The 22,727-nt window shown below is 72.7% G+C and carries 23 protein-coding genes; 9 read left to right on the forward strand and 14 right to left on the reverse strand.

Going from position 1 to position 22,727, the window contains the following annotated elements; translation table 11 throughout:
• Positions 1-16 precede the first annotated feature (16 nt).
• Positions 17-1,642, forward strand: a complete 1,626-nt coding sequence (gene pgm / locus ABD327_RS24000) for a phosphoglucomutase (alpha-D-glucose-1,6-bisphosphate-dependent) (protein ID WP_344452935.1) — start codon at positions 17-19, stop codon at positions 1,640-1,642.
• Here the strand turns inward: pgm and ABD327_RS24005 are convergent.
• Positions 1,600-2,982 carry an NAD(P)/FAD-dependent oxidoreductase gene (locus ABD327_RS24005; protein WP_344452936.1) on the reverse strand — a complete coding sequence of 461 codons (1,383 nt, stop codon included), beginning with the start codon at positions 2,980-2,982 and terminating at the stop codon, positions 1,600-1,602. The two genes, pgm and ABD327_RS24005, sit on opposite strands and share 43 nt — an antisense overlap.
• Before the next feature lie 56 nt (positions 2,983-3,038).
• Here ABD327_RS24005 and bluB point away from each other — a divergent pair, with 56 nt between their 5' ends.
• The 3 genes from bluB to ABD327_RS24020 all read left to right on the forward strand — a co-directional run bounded on the left by bluB (position 3,039) and on the right by ABD327_RS24020 (position 7,505).
• Positions 3,039-4,823 (forward strand): 5,6-dimethylbenzimidazole synthase, encoded by a 1,785-nt coding sequence (gene bluB / locus ABD327_RS24010; protein ID WP_344452937.1) that lies wholly within the window; start codon positions 3,039-3,041, stop codon positions 4,821-4,823.
• Between the two features lie 32 nt (positions 4,824-4,855).
• Positions 4,856-5,824, forward strand: coding sequence for an aldo/keto reductase (locus ABD327_RS24015; RefSeq protein WP_344452938.1), 969 nt, complete (start codon positions 4,856-4,858; stop codon positions 5,822-5,824).
• A gap of 79 nt (positions 5,825-5,903) precedes the next feature.
• Positions 5,904-7,505, forward strand: a complete 1,602-nt coding sequence (locus tag ABD327_RS24020; RefSeq protein ID WP_344452939.1) for a serine/threonine-protein kinase — start codon at positions 5,904-5,906, stop codon at positions 7,503-7,505.
• A 58-nt stretch (positions 7,506-7,563) separates the two neighbouring features.
• Here ABD327_RS24020 and ABD327_RS24025 read toward each other — a convergent pair whose 3' ends face one another.
• The 8 genes from ABD327_RS24025 to ABD327_RS24060 all read right to left on the reverse strand — a co-directional run bounded on the left by ABD327_RS24025 (position 7,564) and on the right by ABD327_RS24060 (position 15,044).
• Complete coding sequence (locus tag ABD327_RS24025; RefSeq protein ID WP_344452940.1) at positions 7,564-8,022, reverse strand: PPC domain-containing DNA-binding protein; 459 nt, start codon at positions 8,020-8,022, stop codon at positions 7,564-7,566.
• Entirely contained in the window at positions 8,009-9,742 is a 1,734-nt protein-coding gene (atzF, locus tag ABD327_RS24030) for an allophanate hydrolase (protein ID WP_344452941.1), read from the reverse strand. Before atzF ends, ABD327_RS24025 begins: the two co-directional genes overlap by 14 nt.
• Positions 9,739-10,434 (reverse strand): biuret amidohydrolase, encoded by a 696-nt coding sequence (gene biuH, locus ABD327_RS24035; RefSeq protein WP_344452942.1) that lies wholly within the window; start codon positions 10,432-10,434, stop codon positions 9,739-9,741. The genes atzF and biuH overlap by 4 nt, the downstream gene beginning before the upstream one ends.
• Positions 10,431-12,080, reverse strand: coding sequence for a permease family protein (locus tag ABD327_RS24040; RefSeq protein ID WP_344452943.1), 1,650 nt, complete (start codon positions 12,078-12,080; stop codon positions 10,431-10,433). The genes biuH and ABD327_RS24040 overlap by 4 nt, the downstream gene beginning before the upstream one ends.
• Positions 12,077-12,745, reverse strand: coding sequence for a cysteine hydrolase family protein (locus ABD327_RS24045; RefSeq protein WP_344452944.1), 669 nt, complete (start codon positions 12,743-12,745; stop codon positions 12,077-12,079). Before ABD327_RS24045 ends, ABD327_RS24040 begins: the two co-directional genes overlap by 4 nt.
• A gap of 131 nt (positions 12,746-12,876) precedes the next feature.
• Positions 12,877-13,509 (reverse strand): GntR family transcriptional regulator, encoded by a 633-nt coding sequence (locus ABD327_RS24050; protein WP_344452945.1) that lies wholly within the window; start codon positions 13,507-13,509, stop codon positions 12,877-12,879.
• Between the two features lie 10 nt (positions 13,510-13,519).
• Positions 13,520-14,146, reverse strand: coding sequence for a pyrimidine reductase family protein (locus ABD327_RS24055; protein ID WP_344452946.1), 627 nt, complete (start codon positions 14,144-14,146; stop codon positions 13,520-13,522).
• A gap of 61 nt (positions 14,147-14,207) precedes the next feature.
• Complete coding sequence (locus ABD327_RS24060) at positions 14,208-15,044, reverse strand: alpha/beta fold hydrolase (protein WP_344452947.1); 837 nt, start codon at positions 15,042-15,044, stop codon at positions 14,208-14,210.
• A 119-nt stretch (positions 15,045-15,163) separates the two neighbouring features.
• Here ABD327_RS24060 and ABD327_RS24065 point away from each other — a divergent pair, with 119 nt between their 5' ends.
• From ABD327_RS24065 to ABD327_RS24075, 3 genes are all read left to right on the forward strand, one after another.
• Positions 15,164-15,394: an HGxxPAAW family protein gene (locus ABD327_RS24065; RefSeq protein ID WP_344452948.1), complete on the forward strand. Its 231-nt coding sequence runs from the start codon at positions 15,164-15,166 to the stop codon at positions 15,392-15,394.
• Positions 15,391-15,573 carry a hypothetical protein gene (locus ABD327_RS24070; RefSeq protein WP_344452949.1) on the forward strand — a complete coding sequence of 61 codons (183 nt, stop codon included), beginning with the start codon at positions 15,391-15,393 and terminating at the stop codon, positions 15,571-15,573. Before ABD327_RS24065 ends, ABD327_RS24070 begins: the two co-directional genes overlap by 4 nt.
• Before the next feature lie 75 nt (positions 15,574-15,648).
• Positions 15,649-16,212 (forward strand): hypothetical protein, encoded by a 564-nt coding sequence (locus ABD327_RS24075; RefSeq protein WP_344452950.1) that lies wholly within the window; start codon positions 15,649-15,651, stop codon positions 16,210-16,212.
• On the opposite strand, the gene ABD327_RS24080 is transcribed toward ABD327_RS24075, so the two are convergent.
• Both ABD327_RS24080 and ABD327_RS24085 read right to left on the reverse strand, forming a co-directional pair.
• Positions 16,209-16,859, reverse strand: coding sequence for an HAD family hydrolase (locus tag ABD327_RS24080; protein ID WP_344452951.1), 651 nt, complete (start codon positions 16,857-16,859; stop codon positions 16,209-16,211). The genes ABD327_RS24075 and ABD327_RS24080 overlap by 4 nt on opposite strands.
• A 94-nt stretch (positions 16,860-16,953) precedes the next feature.
• A complete protein-coding gene (locus ABD327_RS24085; protein WP_344452952.1) occupies positions 16,954-17,505 on the reverse strand; it encodes a YceI family protein in 552 nt (183 codons plus the stop codon).
• 76 nt (positions 17,506-17,581) lie between these two features.
• Between ABD327_RS24085 and ABD327_RS24090 the strand changes: the two genes are divergently transcribed.
• A complete protein-coding gene (locus ABD327_RS24090) occupies positions 17,582-18,118 on the forward strand; it encodes a MarR family winged helix-turn-helix transcriptional regulator (protein ID WP_344452953.1) in 537 nt (178 codons plus the stop codon).
• Here ABD327_RS24090 and ABD327_RS24095 read toward each other — a convergent pair.
• Complete coding sequence (locus ABD327_RS24095) at positions 18,058-18,411, reverse strand: hypothetical protein (RefSeq protein WP_344452954.1); 354 nt, start codon at positions 18,409-18,411, stop codon at positions 18,058-18,060. The two genes, ABD327_RS24090 and ABD327_RS24095, sit on opposite strands and share 61 nt — an antisense overlap.
• A gap of 148 nt (positions 18,412-18,559) precedes the next feature.
• Positions 18,560-21,010, reverse strand: a complete 2,451-nt coding sequence (hrpB, locus tag ABD327_RS24100) for an ATP-dependent helicase HrpB (protein WP_344452955.1) — start codon at positions 21,008-21,010, stop codon at positions 18,560-18,562.
• 85 nt (positions 21,011-21,095) lie between these two features.
• Between hrpB and ABD327_RS24105 the strand changes: the two genes are divergently transcribed.
• The gene (locus tag ABD327_RS24105; protein WP_344452956.1) at positions 21,096-21,515 is read left to right on the forward strand and encodes a CoA-binding protein; all 420 of its coding nucleotides are present in this window, start codon (positions 21,096-21,098) and stop codon (positions 21,513-21,515) included.
• A gap of 5 nt (positions 21,516-21,520) precedes the next feature.
• On the opposite strand, the gene ABD327_RS24110 is transcribed toward ABD327_RS24105, so the two are convergent.
• Positions 21,521-22,684 (reverse strand): RsbRD N-terminal domain-containing protein, encoded by a 1,164-nt coding sequence (locus ABD327_RS24110; protein WP_344452957.1) that lies wholly within the window; start codon positions 22,682-22,684, stop codon positions 21,521-21,523.
• Positions 22,685-22,727: the final 43 nt, after the last annotated feature.

Consider the following 22,727-nt stretch of genomic DNA (forward strand, 5'->3'; position numbering starts at 1 on the left):
CCCCTAAGATCAGTACATGGTGAACGAGCGCGCCGGGCAGCAGGCCCGCCCCGAGGATCTCGTCGACGTCGCGAAGCTGGTCACGGCCTACTACGCCCTCCAGCCGGATCCGCAGGACCCCGCGCAGAGAGTGGCCTTCGGCACCTCCGGGCACCGGGGCTCGGCGCTGCGCTCCTCCTTCAACGAGGCGCACATCCTGGCGACGACCCAGGCGATCTGCGAGTACCGGGCGGCCCAGGGCACCGACGGGCCGCTGTTCCTCGGCGCCGACACGCACGCGCTGTCGGAGCCCGCGCGGGTCACCGCGCTGGAGGTCTGCGCGGCCAACGGGGTGACCGTGCGCCGCCAGGACGGCTACACCCCCACCCCGGCCGTCTCCCACGCCATCCTGGCCTGGAACAAGGCCCGCGCCACCCACTTCGCCGACGGCATCGTCGTCACCCCTTCGCACAACCCGCCGCAGGACGGCGGCTTCAAGTACAACCCGCCGCACGGCGGGCCCGCCGACACCGACGCCACCTCCTGGATCCAGGACCGCGCGAACGCGATCATCGCGAACGGCCTGAAGGAGGTGAAGCGCGTCCCCTACGAGCGGGCGCTGCGGGCCTCCGAGGAGCACGACTTCCTCGGCGCCTACGTGGCCGACCTCGGCTCGGTCCTGGACCTGGACGCCATCCGCTCGTCCGGCGTGCGGATCGGCGCCGACCCGCTGGGCGGGGCCAGCCTGGAGTACTGGGGCGCGATCGCCGACACCCACCGGCTCGACCTGACCGTGGTCAACCCGGTCGCCGACCCGACCTGGCGGTTCATGACCCTGGACTGGGACGGCAGGATCCGCATGGACTGCTCCTCCCCGTACGCCATGGCCTCCCTCATCGGGAACCGCGACGCCTACGACGTCTCCACCGGCAACGACGCGGACTCCGACCGGCACGGCATCGTCACCCCCGACGCGGGGCTGATGAACCCCAACCACTACCTGGCCGTCGCGATCTCCTACCTGTACGCCAACCGGCCGCAGTGGCCCGCGGGGGCGGGGGTCGGCAAGACCCTGGTGAGCAGCGGCATGATCGACCGGGTCGCCGGGGGCCTGGGCCGGCCGCTGGTGGAGGTGCCGGTCGGGTTCAAGTGGTTCGTGCCGGGTCTGCTGGACGGCTCGCTGGGCTTCGGCGGCGAGGAGAGCGCGGGCGCGTCCTTCCTGCGCCGCGACGGCGGGGTGTGGACCACCGACAAGGACGGGATCATCCTGGCCCTGCTCGCCGCGGAGATCACCGCGGTGACCGGGAAGTCCCCCAGCGTGCTGTACGACGAGCTCACCGAGCGGTACGGCGCGCCGAGCTACGCCCGGGTGGACGCCCCGGCGACCCGCGAGCAGAAGGCCGTGCTGGCGAAGCTGTCGCCCGAACAGGTCACCGCCTCGGAACTGGCAGGGGAGGCGATCACCTCGGTGCTGACGGCCGCGCCGGGCAACGGCGCGGCCATCGGCGGCCTCAAGGTCGGCACCGAGAACGCCTGGTTCGCCGCGCGCCCGTCGGGGACCGAGGACGTCTACAAGATCTACGCCGAGTCCTTCCGGGGGCCCGAGCACCTGGCCCGGGTTCAGGACGAGGCGCGGGCCCTGGTGTCCTCGGCGCTGGGCTGAGCCTCCTGCGGGCTTCCGGCCGCCGCCCGCCTCGGCGGCGTGCCGGCCGCCAGCCGGAACTCCTCGTAGGGGTTCTGGAGGCGGCCGAGCGCCACCATCTCCCGGTGGAAGAACAGCGCCAGCGTCCAGTCGGCCATCACCCGCACCTTGCGGTTGAAGGTCGGGACCCGGGTCAGATGGTAGGTCCGGTGCATGAACCAGGCGGGCAGGCCGCGCAGCTTGATCCCGTAGACCTGGGCGACGCCGCGGTGCAGGCCGAGGCTGGCGACCGAGCCGACGTAGGCGTGCCGGTAGGGCTTCAGCGGCTTGCCGGTGAGGGTCGCGACGACGTTGTCGGCCAGCACCTTGGCCTGCCGCACGGCGTGCTGGGCGTTGGGGGCGCAGAACGCGCCGGGGTTCGTGAGGTCGGGGACCGCGGCGTTGTCGCCGGCGGTGAAGGCGTCGCGGTGGCCCTCGACGGTGAGGGTGGGATTGGTCTTGATCCGGCCCTTCTCGTCGAGCGGGAGGTCGGTGTCGTGCAGCATCGGGTGGGGTTTGACGCCCGCCGTCCACACCAGGGTCGAGGCCTCGAACTCCTGGCCGTCCGACAGGACGATCCTGCAGTCTTCGGCCGACTCCAGCCGGGTGTTCAGCAGCACCTCGATGCCGTGGCGGCGCAGTTCGTCCACGGTGTAGCGGCCCATCTCGCGGCCCACCTCGGGCAGGATGTGGTCGCTGGCCTCGACCAGGACCCAGCGGGGCCGCTCGGACAGCTCGGGGATGTGGCGCAGGGCGTCCTCGGTGAGGTCGGCCAGTTCGGCGAGCGCCTCCACGCCCGCGAAGCCCCCGCCGACGAACACGAACGTCAGGTCGCGGCGGCGCGCGGTCTCGTCACGGGTGGAGGAGGCCCGGTCGAGCAGGCCGAGCACCCGGTTGCGCAGGTGGATGGCCTCCTCGATGGTCTTGAAGCCGATGCCGTTCTCGGCCAGCCCCGGGATGGGCAGGGTGCGGGAGATCGAGCCCACCGCCATCACGAGGAGGTCGTAGCGCACGGGCCAGTCCTCGCCCTCCACGATCTCGACCCGCGCGGTGTGCTCGGCGTGGTCGATGGAGACGATCTTCCCGATGATCAGCCGGGTGTGCCTGAGGGCCCTCCGGAGCGGGATGGTCACGTGCCGGGGCTCGAGGTTGCCCGCCGCGGCCTCCGGCAGGAACGGCTGGTAGGTCATGTAGGACTCTGGATCGACGAGGGTGATCTCCAGCTCGCCTCGTCTCAGCTGGCGCTTGAGCTTCCGCTCCAGCCGGAGAGCGGTATAGAGACCGACATATCCCCCGCCGACGATCAGGATTCTCTTCGTCATATCTCATGCGGTGCCCGCTGTCCCAGTTGGGAAACTGTGAGCCTATCTTCAGTGACATGTCACGTTTGGAACCGTCACGTTGGACCCGTCCGATTCCTCTGATCGGCGACCCCTCCGCCGCCTCGGAGCGGGCGGCCGATCCGGCCGCTTGGGCCTTCGGCCCGGGAGAGCGTGCGGCCTTCTACGAGATCACGGCGGCGCGGCGCGACATCCGCCGGTTCCGGCCCGACCCCGTGCCCGAGGAGGTGCTGCGCCGCGTGCTGGAGGCCGCGCACGCCGCGCCCTCGGTCGGGCACAGCCAGCCCTGGCGGTTCCTGGTGGTCCGGGACGGCGCGCTGCGCGACGCCGCCGCGCTCATGGCCGAACGGGAGAAGCTCGCCCAGGCCGACCTCCTGGAGGAGGACCGCGCCCGGAGGCTGCGCGACCTGTCCCTGGAGGGCATCCGCGCCGCGCCGCTGGGCGTGGTGGTCTGCTGCGACCGCAGGACTCCCGCCGAAGGAGTCCTGGGACGCGCCACCTTCCCCGACGCCGACGTCTGGTCCTGCGCCTGCGCCATCCAGAACCTGTGGCTGGCCGCCCGCGCCGAGGGGCTGGGCATGGGCTGGGTGACCCTGTTCCCGCCGGAGGAGCTCGCCGCGCTGCTCGGCCTGCCCGAGGGCGTCGTCACCCTGGGCTGGCTGTGCCTGGGCTGGCCCGACGAGCGGCCTCCCGAACCGGGACTGCAGCGCAGGGGCTGGTCCCGCAGGCTGCCCCTGGACGAGGTCGTGCTCACCGACCGCTGGCCGGGCGACGAGCCCTCGCCCCCGCCGTCCCACCTGGCGGCGCCGCCTCCCCCGGCGGTCGTCGCCGCCCGGGACGACGCCGACGAGCTGCTGGCCGTCCCCTCCTCCCTGGGCGTGCTGGACACCGTGCTCGACCGGATCCTGGCGGTGCGCCCCGAGGGGCTGGACTCCGGCCATCTCGTGCTGGCCGCCTCCGACCACCCGGTGACCCGGCACGCGGTGTCGGCCTACCCGGTGTCCGTCACCCGCCAGATCCTCGACGCGACCGGTGCGGGCACCTCGCAGGGCGCGGTCGCCGCGCGGGCCGCGGGGCTGGGCGTGCTCGCGGTGGACGCCGGGGTGCTGCCGCCCGAGTCCGTGCCCAGGCCGCCGTTGCCGGACGGGCTGGAGGAACTCGTCGCGCGGGCGGTGGCCACGGCGTCCGAGCGCGGGGACCTCGTGGAACAGGACGCTCTCACCGGGGAAGGCGCGCACGCACTCGTCGAGGCCGGAAGGGCCGTGGGCGCGTGGGCGGCCCCGCACGGACTCGTCGTGCTGGGCGAGGCGGGGATCGGCAACACCACTCCAGCCGCCGCCATGGCCGCCGCGCTGCTGGGCGTCCCCGCACAGGACACGGTGGGGCTCGGAGCGGGAGCCGACAGCGCCATGGTCGAGCGCAAACAGCGGGTGGTGGAACGCGCCCTGGAACGGCTGGACGGACGCCGCGATCCGATGGAGGTGCTGGCCGTCGCGGGCGGGGCGGAGTTCGCGCTGCTCACCGGCGTGGTGCTGGGCGCCGCGGAGGCGGGCGGGATCGTCGTGCTCGACGGGCTGGCCACCTCGGTCGCGGCGCTCGCCGCGGCGCGCCGGTCGCCGGGGATCGCCGCACACCTGGTGGCGGGCCAGCGCAGCAGGGAGCGCGGCCACGCGCTCGTGCTGCGCGCGCTCGGCCTGGAGCCCCTGCTCGACCTGCGGTTGCGGGCCGGCGAGGGGGCCGGGGCCTGCCTCGCCGCCGGGCTCGTCCTCGACGGCCTGCGCATCCGCCGGGAAACGGCTCGTACGGCGCGGACCGGTGATTAGGCTGGCCGTAAAGATCTTCGGAAGGACATGAGATGCAGCAGGTTCAACTGGGCTCCCAGGGTTTGACGGTCTCCGCGCAGGGGCTGGGCTGCATGGGCATGAGCCAGTCGTACGGGCCCGCCGACGACTCGGTGTCCATCGCCACCCTGGACCGCGCCCTCGAACTGGGCGTGACGTTCTTCGACACCGCCGACGTGTACGGCGTGGGCGGCATCTACGGATTCGGCGCCAACGAGAAGCTGCTCGGCTACGCGTTCCGCGACCGGCGCGACGACATCACCCTCGCCACGAAATGCGGCATCAAGGGCATCGTCACCAACGGTCTCAGCTTCCGCCTCGGCGCCTCCCCGGACTACGTGAAGAAGGCCTGCGAGGACTCCCTGAAGCGGCTGCGCACCGACCGGATCGACCTGTACTACCTGCACCGCGTGGACCCGGAGACCCCGATCGAGGACACCGTCGGCGCGATGGCCGAACTCGTCCGGGAGGGCAAGGTGCGCCACCTCGGCCTGTCCGAGGTCACCGCCGAGCAGCTGGAGAAGGCGCACGCCGTCCACCCGATCAGCGCCCTGCAGAGCGAGTACTCGCTGTGGACCCGCGGGATCGAGGAGTCGGTGCTGCCGACCGCGCGGAGACTGGGCGTCGGCATCGTGCCGTTCTCCCCCCTCGGCCGGGGCTTCCTCACCGGGACGGTCGCCAGCGCGCAGTTCGGCGACGACGACATGCGCCGCACCAACCCCCGGTTCGCCCCCGAGGCCGTCGCCGCCAACCAGGCGATCGTCGACGTCGTCAGGCGGATCGCCGACGAGAAGGGCGTGCTCCCCGGCCAGGTGGCCCTGGCCTGGGTCCACTCCCGCGGCGAGGACGTCGTCCCCATCCCCGGCACCAAGCGCCCCGCCTACCTCGAGCAGAACGTCGCCGCCGCCGACCTGGAACTCACCCCGTCCGACCTGGAACGACTCGACCCTCTCGCGGCGCGGGTGACGGGGAACAGGTACTAGGTCACCGTAAGGTCTCAGGGCAAACCTCTGAGGGCACCGCCGCGTCCTAAGGGGCAGAACCCACTCTAGGAGCCCGCCCATGCCCGACGCCCAGCCCCTTCAGCCCGGCGATCCCGACGCCATCGGCGCCTACCGGCTGGTCGGGCGGCTCGGCGAGGGCGGGCAGGGAGTCGTCTACCTGGGTGAGGGGGCCGACGGGCGGCGGGTCGCGGTGAAGCTGCTCCAGGCCCACCTGGACGACACCGCGCGCGGGCGGTTCGTCCGGGAGCTGGCTTCCACCAAGCGGGTCGCGCGGTTCTGCACCGCCCAGGTGCTCGACGCCGACCTCGACGGCGACCGGCCGTTCATCGTCAGCGAGTACGTGGACGGGCCGTCGCTGTCCGAAGCGGTCGCCGCCGAGGGGGTGCTGGCCGACGGGGCACTGGAGCGCCTGGCCACCGGCACCCTCACCGCGCTGGCCGCCATCCACCAGGCCGGGGTGGTGCACCGCGACTTCAAGCCCGGCAACGTGCTCTTGGGCCCCGACGGGCCGCGGGTGATCGACTTCGGCATCGCCAAGGCGCTGGACGGCGCGGCCATGGCCACCCAGCCCAGCGCCGTCATCGGCACCCCCGCCTACATGTCGCCCGAGCAGGTCAAGGGCGAGGCGGTCGGCCGGCCCGCCGACGTGTGGGCGTGGGCGGCGACCCTGGTGTTCGCCGCGACCGGGGTGCCTCCGTTCGGGCTGGACGGCATCACCACGGTCATCGGGCGCATCCTGCACGCCGACCCCAACCTCGGCTCGATGAGCGGACCGCTGCGCGACCTGGTGCAGGCCGCCCTCGCCAAGGAGCCGGGCGCGCGGCCGACCGCGCAGGAGCTGCTGCTGCGGCTGCTGGGCGGCCCCGAGCCGTCCGCCGCCGTCGTCCAGGCGCCGGCCACCGCGCTGCTGGAGCTCGGCGAGGACAGGGCGGTACCGGTGCCGCCGACCGTCCCCCTGTCTTCTGAACGTTCCGGGAACACACCGGCCGGGGTGCCTTTCTCCACGGTCTCCGCCCGGTCCCGGCGCGGGTCCCGGCCCGGATTCCGGCCCGGCGTGGCCGTCGCCTCCGCGGTGGTCGCGGCGCTGCTGGTCGGCGGCGGGACTCTGCTGGCCGCGAAGATGCTGGACGAGGACGGGCCGGCGCGCCGCTCCCCCGGCCTCGTGCTCGACGACTCCGAGTCCCGGGATCCCCTGAACACCGCGCCCAAGCCGTCCCCGGACTCTTCCAAGCCGCAGAAGACCGCGACACGGCAGCCGTCGGCCACCAGTTCGCCTCCTCCCGCGCAGACCGCCGGGACGCTGAAGTGCTTCGAAACCGAACCCCACGCTCTGGGGCCCGAAGAGTCCTCCTCCGGTCTCAGCTTCAGCGCCATCGGCGGGCCGGTCACGTGGCGGGCCTCCAGCGGCTCCGGGTCGGTCAGCCTCGCCGGCGGCGAGCTCCCCGCCGGTCAGCGCACTCGCGTCGGTCTGACGCTGTCCGCGGAGGAACGGGCCGCGGGGGGTGCCTCCACCATCACGGTGACGGACGCCTCCGGCGCCTCCTCCTGCACCCGTTCCGTCTCCTGGGAGCCCCGGGTCGTCACCCAGCCGACCGAGACGATCCCGCCCGAGCCGACCCCCACGACGACCCCGGACGCCCCGGACGAGACCGCTCCGTAGAAGGTCAGGACACCGCCACGGGGGCCGCTCTCCGGAGCCGGGTCGGCCGCTGGCGCGGTCAGCCGAACTCCAGGAGCGGCACGTCGTACATGCCGGCCTTTCGGGGGCGGAGCATCTGCGGGGCGGTGATCTCGACGACCAGCAGTTCGGTCACGAACTGCACGGTCGCGCCGAGCAGGTGGCTGGTGTGCGCGCGGGCCGAGTGCTCCTTCAGGCCGACCGAGGCGTGCAGATGCGGGAGCACCCGGCCCTCGGCCGGGTCGTAGGCCAGCGTGCCGCAGCCGACGGCCTCGACGTTGGAGACGTGGACTCCGCTCCAGACGGGCGCCGCCGGGTCCTCGACCCGTTCGCAGGTGCCCACCAGCTCGGCCGAGGAGAAGGCGGCCAGGAACATGGGGATGTACCCCTGGCGCACCCCCTCGGCCGCGCAGAAGTCCGCCAGGGCGGTGAAGAAGTCCTCTCCGAGGTCGAAGACGACGCCGAACGTCCGGCCCTGTGTCAGTTCAGTTCTGCGCATGTGCCTCTTCCAGGTAGGCGGGCCAGCTTCGGTGCCCGCTGATGTCCGGGGCGTGCCGGACCGCGTGGGCCTCGCAGAGGAAGCCGTGGACGGTCCTGCCGCCGGACAGCTCGACCGTGCCCAGGCCCAGCGGCGGCGCGGTCTCGGTGAGCAGCTCGCCCAGCCCCGCCGTGTCCAGGCGGTAGAGCTCCACCTCCACCTCCACTCCCCCTTCGGGGACCCGGACCAGCCCCGGACGCGGGGTCCGGCCGCCGGGCAGGGCGTACAGCCGGTAGCAGGGCGAGGTCACGGCGGTCCCCAGGGGCCGCGCGCCCAGGGCGCGCAGCCTGCCGTGCAGGGGCTGCCCGGCCCGGTGCGCGCCGACGACCGCCAGGACCGCGCCGTCCGAGGGGGGCGGCAGGGGCTCGTGCGGAGTGAGGAACGCGGACGCCGCCGAGGCCAGGAACGAGTCGCGGCCCGCCGGCGCCAGCAGGGTCAGCCCGTGCGGGCGGCCTATCGCGGTCGTACCCGCCGGCACCGCCACCGCCGCCAGGTCCAGCAGGTTGGCGAACGTCGTGTAGTGGCCCAGGGTGCGGTTGCGGCCGATCGGGTCCTCGGCCATCTCCTTGACGGTGAAGGTGGTCGGCACCGTGGGCACCGCCAAGGCGTCCATGAGCCTCCACGACTCCTTCGTCCGCGACCGCAGCTCCTGGAGCCGGTGCTGGTCGGCGAAGGCGTCCGCCGCGGTGAGCGAGGCGCCCTGCCGCAGCACCCGGCCGGTCACCGGGTGCAGGGCCTCGGGATGCCGCTCGAGGAAGCCTCCGATCGCGGTGAGCCGTTCGGCCAGCCACGCGCCCCCGTAGAGCAGCCTGCCCGCCTGCAGGAACGGCTCGAAGTCGATGCGGACGAGGGTGTGGCCGAGCTCCTCCAGCCGGGCCAGCACGCCCTGGAACGCCACCGCCGCGGCGGCGTCGCCGAAGAACTCCAGCCTTCGGGGCACGCCGATCCGCAGCGGGCCCGTGCTCTCCGGCGGCGGCACCGGCAGGTCCCGCGACCACGGATCTTCGGGCACCGGGCCCGCGATGGCCGACAGGACCGTCCAGGCGTCGCCGACCGAGCCCGCGAACACGCTCGCGCAGTCCAGCGAAGCGCACGCCGGGACCATGCCCAGGGTGCTCACCAGGCCGCGGGACGGCTTGAGGCCGACCGTCCCGGTGAGCGCCGCGGGGACCCTGCCCGAGCCCGCGGTGTCGGTGCCGATCGCGAAGGACACCAGGCCCGCCGCGACCGCGACGGCCGAGCCGGAACTGGAGCCGCCCGAGATCAGGCCCGGCACCAGCGGCGACTCGCACGCCCCGTACGGGCTGCGGGTGCCCGACAGGCCCGTGGCGAACTGGTCGAGGTTGGTCTTGCCGACGAGCAGCGCCCCCGCCGCGCGCAGCCGCTCGACCAGCGGCGCGCTCCGTTCCGGCACGTAGGCGAACTCGGGGCATCCCGCCGTGGTCGGCAGGCCCGCCACGTCGATGTTGTCCTTGACCGCGTACGGGATGCCGTACAGCGGCCCGTCCGGCAGCGCCGCCGCCTCCGCGAGCACCTCTTCCCGCGGCCGCAACGTGATCCAGACGTTGTCCTCCCCCCTCGCCTCGATCCGTTCGTAGATCTCCTCTACGACCTTCTCCGGCCGGGCCGTCCCGGCGCCGTAGCGCCGGGACAGCTCCCCCACCGACAGCGAGCCGGTCATGTGCCTCCCAGACTCTCGAGCAGGGCCCGGGACGGGGCGATCGCCCCGAACACGCCGCCCTGCATGGTGATCATCTTCAGCGCGGCCTCGTGGTTGCCCGCGTCGGTCGCTCCCGTGCAGTCGGTGAGCAGCAGGCACTCGTATCCCCGGTCGTTGGCGTCCCGCATGGTCGTGTGCACGCACACGTCCGTCGTGATGCCGGTGAAGACGAGGTGCGTGATGCCCCGCGTGCGCAGCAGCAGGTCCAGGTCCGTGGCGTAGAACGAGCCCTTGCCCGGCTTGTCGATGACGGGTTCGCCGGGCAGCGGGGCAACCTCCGGGACGATCTCCCAGCCGGGTTCGCCGCGCACCAGGATCCGGCCCTGGGGGCCTTCGTCTCCGATGCCCGCCCCGATCCCCTGGGAGCGCCAGAGCTTGTTCGGCGGGCAGTCCGACAGGTCGGGGCGGTGCCCCTCGCGGGTGTGCACGACGGTGAACCCGAGCGGGCGCACGGCCTCCAGCACCCGGGCGGTGGGCTCCAGGCCCGCGCGGGTCAGCTCCAGGTCGTAGCCCATGGCGTCCACGTACCCGCCCTTGCCGCAGAAATCCACCTGCCAGTCGATGCAGATCAGCGCGGTCTTCTCGGGTGTGAACGTCCCGTCGTAGGGCCAGTCGTAAGGCTGCGCCACGACAGGACCGTAAGCGTCGCTCATTTCGCCACCGTTACTTCCGTGTCAGGAGCCGGTTCCTCCGTCACGGCAGGGGCGGCCTCCCCGGGTTCCACGGGGTCCGGCGCCTCCGCGTTCCGGGTCGTGAAGTACTCCCGCAGGCCGAACCCGAGCAGCACCAGCCCCGCGAACAGGTAGCCGAGCGAGACCTGGCCCGCAGCGTTCCACCTGACCTCCTCGCCGTGGACGAGGCCGATGAAGGACAGGACCGCGCCGGCCCCCGCGTACCCCGCCGCCCACAGGAACCTGCGGTCGATGATGAACGCCGCGATCGCGCCCAGGATCATGCCGGCGAGGATCGCCCCGCCGCCGAAGGCCTTCAGCCCGTGGTAGACGACGCCCGCCCCGGCCAGCGCCTCGTCGCCGACCTCGGCCGCGCTCGTCCCCGCGGCGCTCAGCACGTTGTCCATCTGGCCGGTCGCCCAGGAGGCGATGTTCGGCAGCAGGGCCAGGACCACCGCGGCGGCGTGCGCCCTGGGCACCTCCTGGAAGGCCTGCGCGCCGATGAGCAGGCCGATGTAGAGCAGGATCGGCACGATCGCCGGGGTCGGCAGCAGCGCGTTCAGCAGGGAGAAGAAGCCGAGGAAGCAGAACAGCGCGATGACGACGCCGGTCGCCATGGAGTAGGCGGTCCGGCCTCCGGCCGCCTTCCAGCCGGGGTGGCCGATGTAGACGGCGGGCGGGAACGGCGAACCGAGAGCGGCGCCGACGACCGCGCCGGTGCCGTCGGCGAGCAGGATCGCCCGCAGGTTGTACTCGTCTCCCGCGACCGCCGCGCTCTCCACGTTGGTCATGCCCTCGGTGAAGTTGTAGATGCCCAGCGGGATGGCCGTGGCCAGCAGCGGCGAGACCTCCTTCAGCCCGTCGACGAGCATGTCGATCTGGAGCGTCGGCAGCCCGATGCCGATGTCCTTGGCCGCGGAGGTGACGTCGGCAGGTTCCATGTAGCCGCCCGCCCAGCCGATCGCCGTGCCGACCAGCAGCGCGACCAGGCCGACCGGCAGGCCGAACGGCAGCTTCAGGTCGGTGAAGAAGCCGATGAGCAGGATGACCATCACCGGCAGGGCGATCCAGGCCGCCTCCCACATCTGCCCGGCGGGCCGCATGGAGATGAAGGCGATGGAGATGCCCGCCAGCGTGCCGAGCATCGCGGCCTGCGGGGTGTACTTGCGGATGTAGGGGCCGACGAACGCGCCCAGCAGGACGATGAGGCCGATGATGAACGACCAGGCCAGGCCGGCCGCCCACGCCTTGATGGGGTCCTTCGTCGCCAGGTACGTCGGCAGCATGATGACGAAGACGACGATGAACATGTGCGGTACGGACGGGCCGTAGGGCATCGCGCAGACGTCCGTGCGGCCTTCCTTCACCGCCAGCCGACGTGCCAGGTAGGTGTAGTAGACGTTGCCGATCAGCAGCTGGATGCCCAGTGCCGGGAGGATGACGCCGTAGACGTCGCTTCCCGGGATGTTGAGGACGCCCAGGCACAGCCCGGCCAGCGTGAGCACGTTGACCATGACGTTGAAGCCGAGGCCGAAGAACGCGTTGGTGTCGCCGCCCACCCAGAACGGAAGCCTGAACGCGGGCGCGCCCGGCTCGTCCTTCGGGGGGCCGGAGGTGGCGGTGGTCACGGGAGGGCCTCCAAGAACTGTTTCGCGGAGGCGACCCACCCGAAGATGCCGCCCTGCGCCGAGAACATTGCGAGTCCCGCCTGCTGGAACTCCTCGAAGTAGGAGCCCACGCAGTCGGACAGGACCAGGCACTCATAGCCCCGGTCGTTGGCCTCGCGGACGGTGGTGTGCACGCACACCTCGGTCGTCACGCCCGTCACGACGAGGCTCGTGATGCCCTTTCCGGCCAGCAGTTCCTGCAGCCCGGTGGCGTAGAACGAGCCTTTGCCCGGTTTGTCGATGACGGTCTCGCCCGCGACCGGGCGGAGTTCGTCGATGATGTCGTGCCCGTACTCGCCCCTGACGAGGATGCGGCCCTTGGGCCCGGGGTCCCCGATCCGGAGGCTGGGCGCGCCCCGGTTCAGCTTGGCGGGCGGGCAGTCGGACAGGTCGGGCAGGTGCCCCTCCCTGGTGTGGATCACGGGCATCCCGGCCGCGCGGGCGGCGGCCAGGACCTCCCGCAGCGGCGGGATGACCCGGCGCAGCATGCCCACGTCGTTGCCGAGCGTCTCGCCGAAGCCTCCCGGCTCGACGAAGTCGCGTTGCATGTCGATGATCAACAGCGCGGTGGCGGCGAGGTCGAAACCGAACGGATACGGCTCGGCCTCGACGGAAGGTCTGGTCATGGCGACTCCGTCTCTCCCCCGAATCTCACTAACCGTCGATTGTCGACAGTTTTATGTCGGGGGCCGCCCGTCCCGGTTACGGCACTGTCAACACGGCCTCACGCCGTCCCGGCGCCGCCCGGAGAAGAGCCTCAGCCGATGTAGGTGCGGGCCCCGTGCGTCGCCAGAGCCGCGACGGCGACCTCGGGATCGCCCGACGCGATCGCCTCGTACAGCCGGCGGTGCCGGACCACGCCCTCCTCCGGCGCGCGCAGTTCGGCCTCGCGACGGAGGTTCGCCGCCATGTACAGCTGCAGCTTGGAGATGACCGGCTCGTAGACGAGCTGGATCTGGCGCTGCCCCGCCAACGCGACCAACTCCAGGTGGAAGCGGTGGTGCGCCCTGCTCCCGGCGAGCGCGTCGCCCTCCGCGGCCGCCCGGTCCATCTCCTCCAGGGCGGCGGCCAGCCCGGCCAGCGGGACCGGCCCGTGCAGCGCGCTGCGGACGGCGTGGCACTCCAGCACGTCCCGCAGGCCGAACAACTCGTCCACGTCCCGGGCCGACAGTTCGGCGACCCGCACGCCCCTGCGCGGCAGGTGCTCCACCAGGCCCTGCTGGCCCAGCAGCCGCAGCGCCTCGCGCAGCGGGGCGCGGCTGATGCCGAACCGGGCGGTGATCTGCTCCTCGATCAGCCGGTCGCCCGGGGCCAGGGCGCCGCTGAGGATCTCCTCCCGGAGCCGTCGCGTCACCAGCTCGACCAGGCTGGCGGGCTCCAGGAAGTCCACGTGGCTCCTCTCAGCGGCGGCGGTACCTCAAGAAGAGGTGGTCTCCATCCTGCCTCACGCCCGCCAGCGCCAGTTCCCGGCCGACCTTCGGGCCGTCCAGGACGCGCTGCGCGTCGCCGCCCAGCAGCACCGGGCTCAACGTCAGGCACAGCTCGTCCAGCAGGTCGGCGTCCACCAGCTGGCCGAGGAGGGTGGGGCCGCCCTCGCACAGCACCTTGGCGAGACCGCGCTCGCGCAGCAGCTTCAGCGCCAGGCGGTGGTCGACCGAGTTCTCGCCCGCGACGACCACCTCGGCGTGCTCGCGGGCCTCGGCCAGCCCGGGGGCCGTCGCGGTGGTCACCAGGATCGTACGGCCCTGGAACAGCGGGCTGGAGTAGTCGAAGCCCAGGGTGCGGGACACGACGGCCAGCGGGACCTTCGCGGGCCCGTACCCCTCCGCCCTGACCGTCCCGGCGCCGACCAGTACCACGTCGGCCAGCTCGCGCAGCCGGTGGAACAGCACGCGGTCGGCCTCGTTGCCCAGCCCTCCGCTCAGCCCGTCGCGGCTGGCGGCTCCGTCGGCGCTGGCGATCATGTTGGCGCGCAGCCAGGGGCCCTCCGGGTAGGCGTATTCCGCGTATGCATCGTGTTCAGCCATGCCTCCAGCCATACACGATCTCCGGCGTTCCGGGACGTTCCCGGGCGTCGGGCGGGGAATGTCACACCCGGTCCGCGTGCTCCGCCACGAGCCGGGCCACCTCCTCGGGGTGGGTCACCGGGGCCCAGTGCCGGGCGGGCAGCCTGGCGAACCGCAGATCGGGGACGTGGTCCGCGGCGGACTCGGCCATGCGCGCGCTCACGAACGGGTCTTCGACGGGGATGACCACCTGCACGGGGACGTCCGTGGAGCGTTCCCGAGGCCGCAGCAGCCGGGAAGGGATGTTGGCCCGGTAGAGGGCTACGCCCGCCTCTCCGTCGGCCCGCAGGGTCGGGGCGAAGTGCCCGCCCTTCGGCATCCCGTCCGCGCCGGTCAGGATCCGCGCCGCCAGTCCCGAACGCCAGGCCAGCTCGGGCAGCAGCGGCAGCTGGAAGAACCCGATGTACCAGGAGCGCAGCGCCTGGGCCAGCCGGGCGGAGGGCCGCGCCCCGCCGCGGCTCCAGCCGCCCACGTGGTCCAGGCAGGGGCCGGAGATCGCGGTGTAGGAGGAGAACCGCTCCGGCATGGTGGTCACCGCCTCCCAGCCCTGGATGGCGCCCCAGTCGTGGCCGGCCAGGTGCACCGGCCCGCCGGGCAGCACCTCGTCCAGCACGGCCCGCAGGTCGTTCATCAGGTGGACGAACCGGTAGGCGGCGCGGTCTCGGGGCCGGCCGGACTCCCCCGCGCCCCTCATGTCGTAGGTGACGACGCGGAACCTCGGCGCGAGCCGCTCCACGACCCCGTCCCACACCCGGTGGGTGTCGGGGTAGCCGTGCAGGAGGACCAGCGCCGGACCCTCCGGATTCCCTCTTACCCGAACCGCGAGTTCGACGCCGTCGCCCTGGATCTTCCTGTGCATCCGCCGATTACAGTGGCCCTCTCGTCCGGGGTCAATATCTACCCGGGGTGCCTCGGAGCTTGACGGACCCGCCGGTACACTGTGTCCCGTTGCATCACCATTGGCGAAAGGCTCATCACATGTCTGGCAGCGCAGGCGGATCCCACGCGGGCAAGGCCAAGTCCTGGGTCGCGGTCGCGATCATCTTCGTCGGTTTCGTGATCGGCGCGCTGGGCCTTCCGCTGAACAACTGGCCCCTGTTCTGGGCCGGTGTGGCCGTCATCGCCGTCGGCGGAGCCGTCGCCCTCTACGTCCGGATCATGGCGGACGTCGTCGTCGCGGTCCACCACCCCGACCTGAACCGGTCATGAGACTGCACCGGCTGTCCCTCGACGAGGAGATCCAGGCCCGTCAGCGGGCCCTGGGCCCTCCCAAGGAGGGGAAGACCTTCGAGCACGGCCCGGCGAAGTTCATCTTCATCACGCTGCTCGCCGTGACCGTGGTGTCCCACCTGATCGCCCTGGCGCTGCTCGCCTTCACCCCGGGCTGAGCCGGGCACTACGACAAATCATCATTCCTACCGGTAAAGTCCTGTAGCTGGTGGACACGGCTTCCGGGAGGGCTGATGAGGATCCGCATGGTGGCCGGGGTCGCCGTGCTCGCGCTGGCGGGCACGGCGGTCGTCGCACCGGGGGCGTCCGCCCGAGCCCGGTGCGCGGTCGGCACCTGGAAGCTCACCCGGGCCACGCTGTACGCCGACTCCGCGACCGCCCACCTGCGCTTCACCGGAGGCGACGGCGCCCTCCTCCGGTTGGACGGGCGCACCGCCCTCCACTCCTTCGGCTCCTCCAGCAGATTCACCCAGACCGGCACGTCCAACGGACGCCCCGTCTCGGGCTGGCTGAAGTACCGCAAGACGCTGCGGCTCAAGGCGAAGATCTCCGCCACGCGGCTGTCCGGACCGGCCTCCTCCGCGTCCGGCCCGGCGACCCTCAAGATCCGGCAGACCCGCCCGCTGAACTACGATCCCGCTCCCCAGCGGGTGGCCTCCCTGCTCGCACGCGGCGAGTTCAGCGGGATCCCCTACCAGGCGACCTACACGTGCGGTTCCGGCACGCTGCGCCTCCACCAGAAGCTCGTCACCTCCGGCGGCTCCTTCAACGGCTCCTGGACCTACCGGCGCCTTTAGATCCCGGCCAGGTCCAGCGCTTCCAGGAGGCTGTCGACCACCGGCGCCCCGGACAGCTCCAGCTCCTCGCGGCGCTGCATGCCCCCGGTGTAGAGGACGGCGCTCGCGCCGATGTGGGCGGCGGCCAGGGCGTCGTCGGCCGCGTCGCCGACCACCACCAGGTCGGACGGGGCCACGCCCAGCGCCGCGGCGTGGCGCACCATGTGCTCGGCCTTGCCTCCTCCGGGAGGGGCGTCGCGCAGGCCGTCCACCAGGGAGAAGAACGGGGTGATGCCGAACTTGCCGACGGTGCTCGTCAGGTGCTCGTGTCCGGCCATCGACAGGATCGACTGGCCGAGTCCGCGCTCGGCCACCCGGTTCAGCGCCGGCAGGCAGTCGCCCGTCAGCAGGCAGGTCTCCATGAGTTCTTCGTAGGCGAGGTGGAACAGGCGGTCCATCCGCTCCCACTCGCCCTCGCGCAGGGCGCGTCCGAGCAGCTTCTCGTAGGTCACCCAGATCGGGCGGGTGTAGGCGGCGACGATCTCCGCCGCGGTGACGCCCTCGGCCTCGGTGCCCTCGAACACCACGGCGCTGGCGCGCAGCACGGTGTCCCGGTCGTCGAAGAGCGTGCCGTTCCAGTCCCAGATGATGTGCTTCACAACGGTCATGTTAGGTATCGCCCCCGCATCCGGAAAATCGTTTTGGAGACGGCGAGACGGACGGCGCTCCAGGGAGCCGCCGCCCGTCTTCGAAAGCCCGTGCTCAGGCGTTCTTGATCGCGGAGATCTCGAACTCGAGGTTGATCTTCTCGCTGACCAGCACGCCGCCGGTCTCCAGCGCGGCGTTGAAGGTGACGCCGAAGTCGCTGCGGTTGATCGCGGTGGAGCCCTCGAAGCCGATGCGCTCGTTGCCGAACGGGTCCTTGGCCGCGCCCTGGAACTCGAAGTCGACGGTGACGGGCTTCGTGACGCCCTTGATGGTCAGGTCGCCGGTGACCCGGAAGAGCTCCGCGGAGACCTGCTCGACGGCGGTGGAGGCGAAGGTGATCTCCGGGTACTTCTCGACCTCGAGGAAGTCATTGGTGCGCAGGTGGCCGTCGCGCTGCTCGTTGCGGGTGTCGATGCTGGCGGTGGCGATCTTCACCTCGACGGAGGAGCGGCTCGGGTCGTCGCCGTCGACCTGCGCGGTGCCGGAGAACTCGTTGAACGCGCCGCGCACCTTGGTGATCATGGCGTGCCGGGCGGAGAAGCCGATGCGGGTGTGGGACGCGTCGATGGTGTAGGTGCCGGTCAGCGCGGAAAGGGCGGTGCTCATGTCTGCCTCCAAAGAAGTTGAACTTTCAACACTCACCTTAGCCGGGATTGGTGACATGTCAAGTAAACTGGCGAACATGACGAAATGGCTCTCCGACGGGGAGCAGCGCCTCTGGCGCGACTTCCTGCGCATGCACAACGATCTCTGGGCCGTGGTCGGCCGCGACCTGCAGACCCGATCCGGCCTGTCCCCCGGGGACTTCGAGGTACTCGTCCACCTCACGGACAGCGCCGGACACCGCCTGCGCGTCACCGAACTGGCGCAGACCATGCGGTGGGAGCGCAGCAGGCTCTCCCATCAGCTGACCCGGATGGAGAAGCGCGGGCTCATCGCCCGGCGGGACTGCCCCGAAGACGCGCGTGGCGCCTTCGTCGAGCTCACCCCCGAAGGGCTGAGCGCGATCGAAGGCGCCGCGCCGTCACATGTCGAGACCGTCCGCGGGGTGCTCTTCGACGTGCTCACCCCGCGGCAGCTGGAATCGCTGGCCGATGTCTGCGCCACGGTACTGGCCGGGCTCGACGGCCCGGCGCCGGCCGAGGATCCGGGGGCCGGTCAGTCCGGTTCGGCGGACCCGGGCAGCTCGACGGTGCCCGGGATGACGGGCAGGCGCTGAGTCGTCAGCGAAGCCTGCTCCCTGATCCCCTGCTCCAGGAGCGCGACCTTGTGGCGCAGCGCCCCGTTCTGCCGGAGCAGCTGGTCGTTGTCCGACTGCAGTCGCTCCAGCCGCCTCCTCGACCGCCGGCGCACCGCCTCCCCCCCGACGACCATCCCGGCCACCAGCGCCCCCAGCGCCGGCAGCCACAGTGCCCCCACCACGACGATGAGGAGGATCGTCCCCGCCGACAACGCCCGGCCGTGCTGTTCCGCCCAGTCCCATACGGCGTTGACCCGTTTGGGGATCCTCACCTTCCACCTCCTGTTCTTCATCTTGATGTCCGGTGAACGGGAAAACGGAATAACCGAGAACGAAGAACAAGGTCACGACGTTCCCCCGAAGCACCACTGTCACAGGGAAGAGGGGAAGTTCACACAGGCCCCGCCCTTCCCTCCCGCCTCAGCGCCCTCTCAGCGCCCGGTTGGTCCTGGCCGTCGGCACGGCGGAGACGGGATCCTCCGGCCACGGGTGACGCGGGTAGCGCCCTCTCAGGTCCGCCCGCACCGCCCGGTACCCCTCACGCCAGAAGGACTCCAGATCCGAGGTCACCGCGGCGGGGCGGCCCGCCGGGGACAGCAGGTGCACCCCCAGCGGCACCCTGCCCCCTGCCAGTGCCGGGGTCCTCGCCCAGCCGAAGAGCTCCTGGAGCTTGGCCGCCAGCACCGGATTCTCCCCCGAGTAGTCGACCCGGATCCGCGACCCGCTGGGCACCGTGATCCGCTCGGGGGCCAGCTCCTCCAGCCGTGCCGCCTCCGGCCACGGAAGCATCCCGCGCAGCAGGTCCCCGGCCGCGAGCCGGGCACGGCCCGCGCGGGCCCCGCCGTTCGCGAAGGCCTCCGCCAGCCGTTCCGCGGTCCGCTCCGTCAGCGCGGCGTCGTCCACCGCCGGCCACGGCTCACCCAGTTCGCGGCGCAGGAACTCCAGCCGCTCCCGCAGCCTCCGGGCCTCCTCGCTCCAGGAGAGGAAGTCCGCTCCGGACTCGCGCAACCCGGCGAGCACCGCCTCCCGCGCCGTCTCCGGGTCCGGCTCGACCGGCCTGGAGGACAGTTCGATCGCGCCGAGGCACTCCACCTCCCTGGCCTTGACCGCGCCGCCCTCCCACACGGCCTCCCGCCGGACGGCCAGCAGCGCCGCCGCGGCCTCCCGAGCCGTCGCCTCGTCGATCTCCACCGCCTGCCGCACCCGGGCCGAGGCCGCGCCCACCGGGCGGTCGGCCACCGCCACGGCCAGCCAGGACGCCCTCGCCAGCGCTCCGGGCACCGTAGCTCCCGTCCCCGAGGCCATGAGGTGCCCGCCGGTGGCCCGCACGCGGGCCACCCGCTCGGGGAAGGCCAGTGCCACGACCAGCCCGGCCGCCGCCTCGTCCGGCAGGCCCTCCGAGGGCTCGGGGCCGTCATGGCGGGGCAGGGCGGCGCGGAGCCTCCGGGCCTCGGCCTTCCAGCGCGGCTGGCCGCGCAGCCTGTGCCAGGCGGCGACCAGGTCCTCGGGCGAGCCGGAGGGCGGCGGCTCGGAGAGCAGCGCGACGAACTCGGCGGCGCGGCGGGAGCCGGTGCGCGGTGAGGCGTCGAGCAGGGCCCGCGCCAGCCGGGGGTGCAGCCCCAGCCCGTTCAGCCGCCGGCCCCGCGCGGTGACGCGGCCGTCGCCGTCCAGGGCGCCCAGGCCGCGCAGGGTCGTGCGGGCAGCGCTCAGCGCCGCCTCGGGCGGCCGGGTGAGCAGCGCGAGCTCCGCCGGGTCCGACGTCCCCCAGCAGGCCAGGTGCAGGGCGAAGGGCGTGAGGTCGGCCAGGGCGATCTCGGGCTGCGGCCACGGGGCGAGCCGCTCGGACTCGTGCCAGCAGCGGTAGACGGTGCCCGGCGCCTCCCGGGCGGCGCGTCCGGCCCGCTGCTCGGCGGTGGCGCGGGAGGCCCGGACGGTGGTGAGCGCGCCGAGGCCCCTGGCGTGGTCGGTGCGGGGTTCGCGGGCCAGTCCGGAGTCGACGACCACCCGGATCCCGGGAAGCGTGAGGCTCGACTCCGCCACCGAGGTCGCCAGGATCACCCGGCGTCCGGCCGACCCGCTCAGCGCGGCGTCCTGGACCTCGGCGGGCGCCTGGCCGTGGAGCTGCAGGACCGGCAGGCCGGAGAGCGCCCCGGCGACCCTGCGCAGTTCGCCCACCCCGGGCAGGAAGCACAGGACGTCGCCTTCCCGCTCGTCCCAGGCGCGGCGGACGGTGAGCGCCACGTGGTCCAGGAAGGCCGGCTCCACCCGGGTGCCGTGGGCGGGCGCGCCGGCCCGGGCGGGCGGGGCCCAGACCACGGCCAGCGGGTGCGGCACGGAGGCGGCCTCGACGACGGGCGCGTCCTCCAGCAGGGCCGACCAGCGGGCCGCGTCGGCGGTGGCGCTGGCGGCCACCACCTTCAGGTCGGGGCGGAGCGTCTGGCGGACCTCCAGCAGGAACGCCAGGGCGGTGTCGGCGTCCAGATGCCTTTCGTGGCACTCGTCGACCACGACCACGTCGATCCCGGCCAGCTCCGGGTCGCGTTGCAGCCGCTGCAGCAGCACGCCGGTGGTGACGGCCTCGACGCGGCTGCCTGGCCGGTGCTCGCCGCGCACGGTGAAGCCGATGCGGGCGCCGACCGGCTCCTCCAGCATCCAGGCCATGCGGCGGGCGGCGGCGCGGGCCGCGATCCGCCGGGGCTCGGCGACCAGGACGCGGGCGGCGGGCCCGCCGCCGAGCAGCCCGGCCAGGGCGAGCGGGACCAGGGTGGTCTTGCCGGTGCCCGGCGGGGCGGTGAGCACGGCGGTGCCCGAGGCCACGGCCGCCTTCAGGCGCGGCAGTGCCTCGCGGATCGGCAGTTCTCCCCCGCGCATGGTCCAAGGATAGGAAATACCGGGGGTCTTCTTGGCGTTTTGGCGATCAGGAGCACCTGTGTCGGACGGGGACGGAGGGAGACGCATGGACGAGCGCTTCGCGGACCAGGCGGTGATCCGGCGGATGTTGTGGGACTCGCGGACCTGGGCCTTCGTCGGTTTGAGCGACGATCCGACCCGTACCGTCCACGGCCAGGCGCGACTCCTCCAGGAACGTGGAAAGAAAATCGTTCCGGTGCATCCGGACAGGGCGCCCGTTCTGGGCGAGCAGGCGTACGCGAGCCTGGCCGAGGTCCCCGAGCCGATCGACGTGGTCGGCGTCTACCGGCGCTCCGCCGCCGCGGGCGAGGTCGTCGACGCGGCGGTCAAGGCGGGCGCCAAGGGGGTGTGGCTGCCGCTCGGCGTGATCGACGAGGCGGCGGCCGAACGGGCGCTGGCGGCGGGCCTGGACGTGGTCATGGACCGCTGTCCCGGCGTCGAATGGTCGCTGCGGCACCGCCGCTGAGCCGTTCAGGGGGTCAGGGCGCCCGACCCCCGGGTACGCAGGATCATCTCCATCTCCAGGCACCGCCGGGGATCGGTGAGGTCCGCGCCGAACAGCTTCTCCAGCTGCCGGAAACGGTACCTGACGGTCTGGGGGTGGAGGTGCATGCGCCGTCCCGCCTCGGTGGCGTTGAAGTTGTGGGCGAGCAGCGACAGCAGCGTCTCGATGAGACGCTCCCGCTGTATCGGCGGCAGCCCCTCCAGCGGGGCGAGCCGGGTGGGCGCCATGGTGTCGAGCAGGCTCTTGGCGCCGAACATCACCAGGGTCGGCACATGATCGGAGCAGCGCACCAGCCCGTCGTCCGGCACGACGCCCCGCTCCACCAGGAGCAGGGTCCGCTGGGCCCAGCGGTGGGACTCGCCCGCGGCGGCCGGCGGCACGGTCAGGCCGAGGACCACGGTCCAGTGCTCCAGCAGCGGCTCCAGCGTCCGGCCGCGGCCCGGCCCGTCGGGGTCGGGCAGCAGCACGCGCGGCCTGGTGCGGCCCCAGTCGACCAGCATGCCCTCGGGCAGCGGCCGGGCGGGCTGGTGGGCCGGATCCCGGGGTGAGAGCACGGCGACCGCCACGGTCCGGGGCACCGTCCAACCCGCGCATCCGGCGGCCTCGGTGATCGCGGTCTCCTCCGCGTCCGGCGACAGCAGCAGCGACAGCAGCGCCGAACGCCTGCGGTCGATCGCCTCGGGAGTGGCCTCGCCTTCGGCCTCGTACCCCTGGCGGACCGCGGCGGCGACCGCGTCCATGTAGCTGAACTGCGCCTCGGCCAGCCGTCCGATCGTGGCCCGGTCGATGTCGAGGCTCTCCAGGACGCCCTTCACGCTGCGCCACACGGCCCGGCCGGTCTGGCGCAGCCCGTGGTGGACCTCCTCGGGGACCCGTCCCTCGCGGGCGAGCCTGCGCCCGAGGTCCTGGTACCAGGGGGCGATCCTGCTCCAGGCCCCGCGCGGGTCCTCCACCAGGTCGGTGAAGTGCGACAGGCCGCTCATCAGCCGTTCACGGACCCGTTCGGAGGGCGGCCCGTCCAGCTCGCGCAGGAGTTCGGCGGTCACCCGGTCCAGATCGGCCCGCAGGTGCAGTACGAGGCGCGGGGGGAGCGCCTCGAACGAACTCACGTCCAAAAGGTTCTCTGTCATGAGAAGGCTCCTCGTCTTCTCGCGAGAGTCTGCGTCCCGCGAC

It is taken from the genome of Actinocorallia aurantiaca (assembly GCF_039533685.1).
Taxonomy (GTDB): Bacteria; Actinomycetota; Actinomycetes; order Streptosporangiales; family Streptosporangiaceae; genus Actinocorallia; species Actinocorallia aurantiaca.